The organism is Phormidium sp. FACHB-1136, assembly GCF_014697375.1.
GTDB lineage: Bacteria > Cyanobacteriota > Cyanobacteriia > Phormidesmidales > Phormidesmidaceae > Nodosilinea.
Genome location: NZ_JACJRS010000143.1, coordinates 1 through 9719, shown reverse-complemented (window position 1 = coordinate 9719; position 9719 = coordinate 1). Strand labels below are relative to the sequence as shown.

Sequence of the window (9719 nt, the reverse complement as noted above, 5' to 3'; positions counted from 1 at the left end):
ACGCCAAGGCCTTGAGGTGTCGCAGATCCCGACGATGGCTATATTGACGCAGCAAGGACAGCACTTGATCATAGAGACAGGTGGTGGCTGGCATGGCAAAGACCCTGAGATATGCAATTCCAGCGTCTCATGTCACCTCACCTTTTCCCCCTCGCAGCACGAGGTTTCAAGCCTTTCACCCACTTCTGTCAGGCAGTCAGGTTACCCAGTCCCCATTCCGGCTAATTATGCTCGACAAGAATGCCCTCTTTGCCCTATCACTCTTTCCCTACCTGGGTTTTCTCTGGTTTCTCACACGCACCAGAGAAACACCTAAAATGGCCCTGTTTGGGTTCTATGCACTATTAATCTTTGTGGCTGTCACCATTCCAGCCGGAATTTACGCCAAAGTGGCCCTCAACGCAGAGCTAGCCAACATTGACTGGCTCCACGGCGGGGCCGAAGCATTTTTAACCCTGTCGAATATTTTTGTGGTACTGGGTTTCCGGCAAGCCGTTATCCAGCACCAACGGGCTAATTCTGAGACTGGGGGGTCGGTAGCTTCTGGGGAATAGGGCCAAAGATGCGGTCGGTAAACTTCACATACCAAGCCGCCGCTTGTACCTGAATAATGTAGGCCATAGCAATAATCAGGGCAATTTCTGAACCCTGCTCTTTGCCAAAGCTAGTCATAGCAATAGCTAGGGCAATGGAGAGATTTCGCATCACCGTACCGTAGACTAGCGCAATGGCATCGCCTCGGGTAAAGAACAGCTTGCCGATGATGGTGCTGAGCAGAAAATTCCCGGCATACAGAATCGCGAGGGGTAGCAAGAAAGACAGCAAAATCATCGGATTGCCGATAATATCTTTAGCCTTTAGTGCCATAGCCACAAACACGACACCCAATACGCCCAGGGTAGAAAAGGCCGGGAATTTTTGTTTTAGATTTTTGTGATACTTATCGGCCCCTACGGTGCGGATTAGCACGACACGGGTGACGAGACCGAGCAACATCGGCAGAAAAACAATGACGATAATCTGTCGAAAAATATCTGCCAGGGGAATTTCCACCACCGCACCCATCAGCCCCTTAGCATAGAACGGGGTAGCAACGGAACCGAGGATTAGTCCCACCACGGTCATCTTAATCGCAGCGCTGACGTTACCCTTGGCAAACCCTGTCCAGGAAATCGTCATACCGCTGGTGGGCAATAGGGAGGCGAGCAATAACCCCAGGGCCACAAGGGGCTGATCGGCAAAGAATAATTGCCCCATGCCAAAGGCGAAAAAGGGCACAATGGCAAAGTTAATTAATTGGGTGACGACCTGAACCTTGGTATCACCGCCCGATAGTACCTCCTGAATTTGCAGGCTCACCATCATCGGATAAACCATCAAAAACGTGAGGGGAATAATCAATGCCTTGAGTGGGGCTGGGTTAATGACGGCACCGACTAAAATCCCCGCTATCATGCAAATTGGTACCGACCAAACCAAGTTTTTTTGTATAAATCCAAGAACTTTCCACACGGTAATTGCCTACCTTTTCTATTGAGAAGTGGGTTATTTACGGAAGATCAGTAGATCACACCCCCCCGCAGGCCTCACCCTAAATCCCTCTCCCCAAGGGAGAGGGACTTTGAAGACTGTCTCCGGCTCCCCTTTCCTCGCGGGAGAGGGGTTGGGGGTGAGGGCTGGATTGCGTCAAAAGAGCACGTTTGTGATCTACCGAAGATATGTCAGGCAATCAGAATCCCTACACCCACCAGGGTCTTTCGCCCGTGCGGGGGTCGGTTTCAGTCCAGGGATAGAGCCAGATGGCATTGTCGCGCACCTCAACACGGGTGAGTTTGAGGGGCCGATCCGCTGGGCCGCGCACCACCGCACCGTCGGGGCTGTAGCGGGAGCCGTGGCAGGGGCACTGAAACTGCTGATCTAGCGGGTTCCAGGGAAAGGTGCAGCCCAGGTGGGTGCAGTTATCCACAATGCCCATGGGGTCGATGGATCCGTCATCGAGCACGGTCAAATAAGTGGGTTCTCCAGCCAGTCCGGCTACCAGGGCGCGGGTGCCGGGGGGTTCAGCCAAAATTTGGCTGGCGGGGATGGGGGCGCCCAGTTTGTCCTTGGCCAGCAGTCCCCCTCCAGCGGCAGCAACGGTGGGGGGCACCATGAATTTGGCGACGGGATACAGGGCAGAACCCGCTGTGGCGGCAACGGTGGCTCCAGTGAGGAAGTTCAGCAGTTGCCGCCGAGATAAAGAAGGGGGTTCGTCGAGGGGAAAGGTGTTATCCATGATTGTTATCTATGCGGCGACCAAAGCGGCTTCGGGTAGTTGGGCCATGACGGCCTGCATTTTTTGGCTGGCATCGAGGGCGATTTCCTTAGCCTGGGGGCTGTGAATCATCAAAAACATGGCCAGGGGATCCACAGCGGAGACTTCCACTCGGCCATCGGTGTGCTCTTGCACAACGACGTTGCAGGGATAGAGCACGCCTGCCTTGTCGTCGGTTTGCAGCATGGCGTAGGCCACCTGGGGATGGCAGGCCCCTAGGATTTTGTAGCGGCGGAAGTCTACATCCAGCTTTTTCTTGAAGGCGGCTTGCACATCAATCTCGGTGAGGATGCCTAAGCCTTGCTGGCGCAGCGCCTCGGTGACTAGGGCAATGGCGTCATCAAAGGAGGCGGCGACAACTTTACTGAAGTGGTACATGGGTCAAAAATCCTTACCTGAGTTTACGAAGTGAAAGAAATACGATGAGAATCATTCTCTAAATATATAACTTAATGGTAAAATAGTCAAATATTCAAGATAGATGTCTTCAGGGGTTGCCTTAGCCCGTGGTCTTCGATAGCTTTGCCGCCTTGAAAGTCTGGTATATGGCCCATACCGCCTCTGAGATTGTCCCCTCTGTCCAAAACATCACTCTTCATCGATAAAGGATTTGCTATGGCTAACGTTGTTGTGATTGGGGCTGGTTTAGGTGGGTTGCCTGCCGCCTACGAGCTACGGCACTTTCTCCCTGCCGAACACCAGGTGACGCTGATTTCCGAGCATGACAAGTTCACCTTCATCCCAGGATTGATCCAGGTGGCGCTGGATCTCAAATCTATGAAGCACGTTCAGTTGGATCTGGCCCCCCTGGCCCAACGCCACAAGCTCAACCTGGTGCAGGATCGAGTGACGGGGCTGGATCCGATACAGCGGAAAATTACCCTATCCAACGGCGAGACCCTGCCCTACGACTACCTGACCATTGCCACGGGGGCCTCCCTCGCCTTCGACCTCATCCCTGGCCTCGGCCCCCACGGTGGCTATACCCAATCCGTCTGCACCCCCGACCATGCCCTAGCGGCGCGGGAGGCTTGGCGCGAGTTTGTGAAAAATCCTGGGCCAATGGTGGTGGGAGCGGCTCCCGGTGCGGGCTGTTTTGGCCCCGCCTACGAATTTATTTTGATGGCCGAACGGGAACTGCGCCGCCTAGGCATTCGCGACCAGGTACCCATTACCTACATCACGCCGGAACCCTACGTCGGGCATTTGGGGGTTTCTGGGGTGAAGCACGCCCGCGAACTCACCGCTGATCTGATGGAAAAACGAGGGGTGGAATTCATCGACAATGCCGCCATCACCCAGGTCAGCCCCGATGCCATCACCCTCAGCGATGGTCGCCAAATTCCCTTCCGCTACTCGATGATTTTGCCCTCCTTCCGGGGTGCCCAGTTCATCCGCGAAGTCCCCAGTCTGGCCGACGAAAAGGGCTTTATTCCCGTATTGCCCACCCAGCGCCACCCGGAATTTCCTGAGATCTACGCCGCCGGGGTGAGCATTAAACTGGCCCAGCCCGACCAAACCAAGGTGCCCATCGGCCTACCCAAGAGCGGACAGATGGCCGAAGCCATGGCCACCGCCGCCGCCCACAATATTGCGGTGGATCTGGGGGCCATCCACGGCCCGCTGCAAGTGCCCACCCTTGATGCCCTCTGCTTTGCCGAATTTGGCGAAACGGGCATTGCCTACATCGCGGCCCCGGTGATCCCCGACCCCGCCACGGGCCAGCGCAAGCAGTCCTACGCCGCCCGTGGCCCCTGGGTGGTGTGGGTAAAAGCCGCCTTTGAGGAATACTTTATGGCCAAAATGCGCTTTGGGGTGGGGATGCCCTGGTACGAACGCCTCGGTCTGCGGACGCTGTTTGGCCTCAAACTACTGAGCGACTATCGACCCTCGGAACCTCAGACAGTGGACAGCCACTTGCCCTCGCAGACCGCCTAGGATTGGATCCCCCCAGCCCCCCTTGGAAAGAGGGGAATCGGATTCAAAGTCCCGTGATGCCAGGGAATCAGCCAGCTTCAAAGTCCCCCTTACTAAAGGGGATTTAGGGGGATCTCCCAGGAGGTTGCCCCCAGAAACGGGACTGGTGTGTGCCGAAGCCCGTAGATCGGGAGTTGAGAAATGTTTCGGTCTGGGCCGATCTCGCCCATGCCTTAAAAAACGACTGGAACAATTGACGTAGCGTTTAGCCAATTTAACGTTTAGCAAGAAGGATTTGCCGTGATGAAATGGTTTTTGCGTTTCGGCTTAGGACTCTGTTTGATGGCGCTGGTGTGGGGCTGGCAACCTGCCCTAGCCCAGGCTGAGGCAAACCCAGCGGAACTGGCCAAGGCGGTGGAAGCGGTGGAAAATCTGGACGCCCTGCGCAGTAGTTTGGCCTCTTATTTAAAGGATGCACCGGAACCCCCTACGGCAGAGACCATGAAGCAGGTGTGCAAGCCCGTGGGCATGAAGGCGATGGAACTCAGCAAGGAAAACGGTTGGCAGGTAAAGCAACTGGCCAAAAAATACCGCAACCCCGATCACGCCCTCGACACACCCCACGCCACCATGGCCCTAGCCAAGTTTGAGCAAAATCCAGAACTCATGGGCCTGTGGGAAAAGGACACCCTAGACGGCCAACCGGGCACCCGCTACTATCGGCGGATTAACGTTGAGACAAGCTGTTTGGCCTGCCACGGGATGAAAAATTCCCGGCCCGACTTTGTGAAGACCAACTATCCCCAAGACCTGGCCTACGACTTTCAAGAAGGCGACCTGCGCGGCATGTATGCGGTGTTTATCCCCGATGTTCAGCAGGCACTTCAGGAGGCCGTTAGCCCATAGATTGGAGTGCTGAGGATGATTGGGGGATTGGGGGCCATAGAGGGGTACCTTAGATCAGAGAATGGTGTAAATTTACGCACGGATAGGACAATGACCGCAAGCCAAGGGCCGGGGGAAGGTACCCATAAACTCACCTGCCAGGTATTTGTTTACGGCACTCTCAAACCAGGGGAAGCGGCGTTTCGGCGGTTTTGTGAGCCCTACATCATCGAACAACAGGATGCCCTCGCCCCCGGTCGGCTGTATCATTTGTCCCTAGGCTACCCAGCCCTCACCCTGGAATCGGGTTGGGTGGAGGGAACCTTACTCACCTTCTCGTCCACCACCGCCCTGACAAAGCTGGACGAGTTTGAATCGTTCTACCCCGATCATCCCCAGGACAGCGAGTATCTGCGTATCTGGCACACCGTTTACGACCCCGACCAGGTTTTTCTCACCCATGCCTGGGCCTACGCCATGACCAAAAAGCAGGTGGATGCCCTCGGTGGCACCTGGCTCCCGGATGGTCAGTGGACAAGCCCCTAAGCCGACGGGATGGCTTCAGTGAATGCATCCTGATTTTTCTCGATTTCAGCCCTGTACCGTGGACAAGCCCCTAAGCCGACGGGATGGCTTCAGTGTAGGCTCCCGTACAATGGCTTAGCATTGGCCTAGTTATATCGAAGGCATTGAAGGAACGCAGGTCTACGTCTGCCCAGAAGCGACCAGGATCTAAGGGCATGGCGTGGCCACGGCGCTCCACGACTAGAGGCACTGGGCCAGCATCGTCAACCCAGTACGGATTTACAGCAATGATTTTTCAGCAATACCCGATTGTGATAGGTGCCTTGGGTGGTTTGGCTAGCTTAGTGATGCTGGCGAATGCCTGGGTACCGTCGGATCCGGTGATTCCTGAGGAACCAGTGACCGATGCGGTGTTTGTTCATCTATTTGAGTGGCCCTGGCGGGATGTTGCTGCCGAATGCGAAACCGTACTGGGGCCAGCGGGGATAGGCGCAGTGCAGATTTCGCCGCCCCAGGAGCATATTGTGTTGCCCGATTGGAACTTTCCCTGGTGGCAGCGCTACCAACCCATCAGCTATCAACTGGAAAGCCGAGGCGGCAGTCGGGAAGACCTGATTGAAATGGTGGAGCGCTGTCGGCAGGCGGGGGTGACGATCTATGCCGACGCTGTGATTAACCACATGGCAGGGATGGAATCGGGGGTAGGCAGTGCTGGGACGCAATTTACCAAGTATGAGTACCCCGGTCTCTACGGGCCGGAGGACTTTAACCCCTGCCGCACGGCGATTGATAACTACCAGGATGCCACCAATGTTACCCAATGCGAGTTGGTAGGATTGGCGGATTTAGACACCAGTTCTCCCCAGGTGCAGGCCCAGTTGGTAGACTATCTGCTGGACTTGGCTAATTTGGGCATCGGCGGCTTTCGGATTGATGCCGCTAAGCACATTCGCTATGAAGAACTCGGACAAATTCTGGATCAACTGCGCGACCGCTACTCCGGCAACCTGTTTATCTACCAGGAAGTGATCGACCCCGGCACCGAGGCCGTTCGTAAGCAGGATTACTATGTCCACGGCAATGTGATCGACTTCAAATATGGCCAGTTTGTTAGCGAGGCATTTTGGGGACTAAACGGTCACACCCTAGCCAATCTAGAAACCCTGGGCGAAGGTTGGGGGCTAGCTCCCTCCAATCAAGCCGTGGTCTTCATCGACAACCACGACAAACAACGGGGCCACGGCGGCGGCGGCAACTACCTCACCCACAAGGACGGTGCCCGCTATGCCCTCGCCAATGTGTTTATGCTGGCCTTTCCTTACGGCATTCCCCAAATCATGTCCAGCTTTGCCTTTGAGGACAGCGACCAAGGCCCACCAACTTACCCCGACGGCACCACCCGCCCCATCCACGAAAACGGTACCGATCACTGCTTTGGGGAGTGGATTTGCGAACACCGCTGGCCCGCCATTCTCAACATGGTGGCCTTTCGCCAAGCCACCCAGGCCCAACCCACCGTGACGGATTGGTGGGATAACGGCAGCAACCAAATTGCCTTTGGCCGAGGCGACCTGGGCTTTGTGGTGATCAATGGCGATACCACATCCCTTACCCACACCTTTCAAACCCAGCTCCCTCCAGGTCGCTACTGCAATGTCACGGTGGGCACTTTGACGGAGGACAGCCAAGCCTGCCAGAACCAATCCTCTCCCATCCAGGTCAACGAAGCCGGACAGTTCACCACCACCCTAGACGGACTCTCGGCCCTCGCCCTGCACGTTGGGGCCAAGCTGCCTATTCCCTAGCCGCCTTCCCGGCCCCGTATCCAATCGCTATAGGCCCAACTATGTCCTGTGTAACGGTCGGTTAAGGGGTTGACCAAATATTAATCTTGGGCGGGCACCATAGGGTCAGTACTACGTTGGGTGACGATACATCACCCCTGGCGACACGGGGAAAGTCCGGAATAGTTGGGCTTCGGCCTGTAATTGCAGCTAAGATACGGCCTTTTGATTGGGTGGGACGGATTTGCTATGAAAGACGCCATTTATTGGTTAATGGGCGACAAGGCAGGACGCACGATTGTCGGCACCTGGAACTGGCTCTGGGGCATCCCGGTGGAGTCGGGGGGCAAGGTGGCGGTGGCAGTGGCGGAAGAGTCGCTGCAAGAAATGCAGACCTCGGTGCAGAAGCTGGCCGAGGCAGTGGCGATGCAGGTGGGAGCCTACGAACGGGCCAAGAAAAAGTATGAGGAAAAGGCCAAGGAACTTCGCAAGTTTGAGCAACAGGCCACCCTGGCCCAGCAGTCGGGCAATACCGAAGCGGCCCGCCTCGCCATGATGAAGGCGATCCAAATTGAGCAGCTTTTGCCCCAACTCGAAGCCCAGGTGCAGCAGGCCGAAAAGTTTGTCGCCGCCTCGAAGGACAAGCTCAACCGCGAACGGATGAAGCTAGAGCAGTACAAGACCGACATGGACAACATGAAGGACTTGGCCGAGATCAACAGCGCCCTAGAATCCATTGCCAAGGTGAACAACGAGTTTGACATTGGCTCGGCCCGGTCATCCTTTGAAGCGGCCAAGAGTGCGGTGGAGGGTCGCCACCTGCGCAGCAATGCCCTGGCGGAACTGTCGGAAAACCCCAACGAAAAACTCGCCGCCGACCTCGATCAACTCACCATCGACGATGAGGTGTCCCGTCGCCTGCAATTGCTCGATGGTGCCTCGTCCCAAGAACCCACGGAGTAACCCCACCCTATGAGTAACGGTAATGCCCCGAAACGCAGTGGCCCTCCTCCCATTGTGTTCATTCTGCTGCTGTTGGGCCTGGTAGGCGGGGCCGCTTGGTTTTTCTTCTTCCGCCCTAAAGCCGCCACCGTGGCAACGCCACCAGGGGTAGAAACACCCCAGTCTGGCAGTGCCCCCACCCCCCAAACGCCTCCGGTGGGAACGGCAAACTTCACCCTGCTGCCCAGCGTTGCGGCAGGTACCACCGTGGATATTGACGGCTCCACCAGCATGGTGCTGATTAACGAGGCACTGAAGGCTGGGTTCCTAAAGCAATACCCCGGTACCGCCGTCAACACAGCGGCGGTGGGGTCAGACAATGGTATTCAGGCGGTGCTAGGGGGCAGCATTGACATCGCAGCCTCCTCCCGTGCCCTCACCCCCCAGGAGCAAGCCCAGGGGCTAACCGCCGTGCCCGTCGCCGCCGACCGCATTGCCCTAGTGGTGGGCCGCGATAACCCCTTTCAACGGGGGCTTTCCGCCCCGCAAACGGTGCAGATTTTCCAGGGTAGCCTGAATAACTGGGCCACCCTCGGCGGCCCCGATACCCCCATTCGGGTGATTAACCGCCCCGCCGTCAGCGGTACCCATGTGGCCTTTCGAGAGATCGTCCTCGGCGGCGGCGACTTTGGCACCACACCCAACATCACCACCATGGCACGGGACGCCACCACGCCCATGCTGCAACAACTGGGCACCGACGGCATCGGCTATGCCACCTATAGCCAGGTGGCCGATCAACAAACGGTGCGCGTGGTACCCATTGAGGGACTCACGCCAGAAGCCGCCAACTACCCCTTCCAGCGTCCCCTATACTACGTCTACAAAGACGCCGACAACCCAGCGGTACAGGCCTTTCTAGGCTTTGCCCTCTCTCCCCAGGGGCAGCAGGCGATTACCAGTGCCACGGCTAATCCCTAGCTAGGAACAAGACCAGCATAACCGACAGCCCTAGGTGTTGACGCTCGGCTTATCGTGATGGCGCGGCCTAAGCTGTTAGTCATCTAAACTGCGTATAATACATTAAAATTATGGAATAAGTCATGGGAGTCATGAACTATCTAACGTCAGAGGAAAAGCAAGAGCTTCAGAAGCAGTTGAAGTTCCATGAACACCCTGACATTCGAGAGCGCATTCTAATACTACTACTGCGCAATGACGGCAGGACTCAACAAGAGATCGCGAACTTAATCGGATGCTCCTTGCGGAAGGTGGCCTACTGGAGCACCCATGGAGATCCGAGCAAGTTAGATAGTTTGATCGATGACCGAATGAAAGGCAACTATCATAAG

11 protein-coding genes are annotated in these 9719 nt (G+C 56.3%); 8 read left to right on the top strand and 3 right to left on the bottom strand.

The window, feature by feature from the left end; translation table 11 throughout:
- Positions 1-227 precede the first annotated feature (227 nt).
- Positions 228-554 (top strand): DUF3593 domain-containing protein, encoded by a 327-nt coding sequence (locus H6G62_RS24610; RefSeq protein WP_190500140.1) that lies wholly within the window; start codon positions 228-230, stop codon positions 552-554.
- Here the strand turns inward: H6G62_RS24610 and H6G62_RS24605 are convergent.
- The 3 genes from H6G62_RS24605 to H6G62_RS24595 all read right to left on the bottom strand — a co-directional run bounded on the left by H6G62_RS24605 (position 514) and on the right by H6G62_RS24595 (position 2692).
- Positions 514-1455, bottom strand: a complete 942-nt coding sequence (locus H6G62_RS24605) for a bile acid:sodium symporter (RefSeq protein WP_199325219.1) — start codon at positions 1453-1455, stop codon at positions 514-516. The two genes, H6G62_RS24610 and H6G62_RS24605, sit on opposite strands and share 41 nt — an antisense overlap.
- Before the next feature lie 283 nt (positions 1456-1738).
- Positions 1739-2275: a cytochrome b6-f complex iron-sulfur subunit gene (gene petC, locus H6G62_RS24600; protein WP_190500136.1), complete on the bottom strand. Its 537-nt coding sequence runs from the start codon at positions 2273-2275 to the stop codon at positions 1739-1741.
- Between the two features lie 9 nt (positions 2276-2284).
- Positions 2285-2692, bottom strand: a complete 408-nt coding sequence (locus H6G62_RS24595; RefSeq protein ID WP_190500134.1) for a DUF302 domain-containing protein — start codon at positions 2690-2692, stop codon at positions 2285-2287.
- A 237-nt stretch (positions 2693-2929) separates the two neighbouring features.
- Between H6G62_RS24595 and H6G62_RS24590 the strand changes: the two genes are divergently transcribed.
- The 7 genes from H6G62_RS24590 to H6G62_RS27535 form a co-directional block, all read left to right on the top strand.
- A complete protein-coding gene (locus tag H6G62_RS24590; RefSeq protein WP_190500132.1) occupies positions 2930-4252 on the top strand; it encodes an FAD-dependent oxidoreductase in 1323 nt (440 codons plus the stop codon).
- A gap of 282 nt (positions 4253-4534) precedes the next feature.
- The gene (locus H6G62_RS24585) at positions 4535-5137 is read left to right on the top strand and encodes a DUF3365 domain-containing protein (protein ID WP_190500130.1); all 603 of its coding nucleotides are present in this window, start codon (positions 4535-4537) and stop codon (positions 5135-5137) included.
- Positions 5138-5227: 90 nt separating this feature from the next.
- The gene (locus H6G62_RS24580; RefSeq protein ID WP_190500128.1) at positions 5228-5662 is read left to right on the top strand and encodes a gamma-glutamylcyclotransferase; all 435 of its coding nucleotides are present in this window, start codon (positions 5228-5230) and stop codon (positions 5660-5662) included.
- 266 nt (positions 5663-5928) lie between these two features.
- Positions 5929-7446 (top strand): alpha-amylase family protein, encoded by a 1518-nt coding sequence (locus H6G62_RS24575; RefSeq protein WP_190500125.1) that lies wholly within the window; start codon positions 5929-5931, stop codon positions 7444-7446.
- A 228-nt stretch (positions 7447-7674) separates the two neighbouring features.
- Positions 7675-8388, top strand: coding sequence for a PspA/IM30 family protein (locus tag H6G62_RS24570; protein ID WP_190500123.1), 714 nt, complete (start codon positions 7675-7677; stop codon positions 8386-8388).
- A 9-nt stretch (positions 8389-8397) separates the two neighbouring features.
- A complete protein-coding gene (locus H6G62_RS24565) occupies positions 8398-9348 on the top strand; it encodes a phosphate ABC transporter substrate-binding protein (RefSeq protein ID WP_190500121.1) in 951 nt (316 codons plus the stop codon).
- A gap of 131 nt (positions 9349-9479) precedes the next feature.
- On the top strand, positions 9480-9719 hold a 240-nt coding region (locus H6G62_RS27535), incomplete at its 3' end, for a helix-turn-helix domain-containing protein (RefSeq protein WP_206755657.1).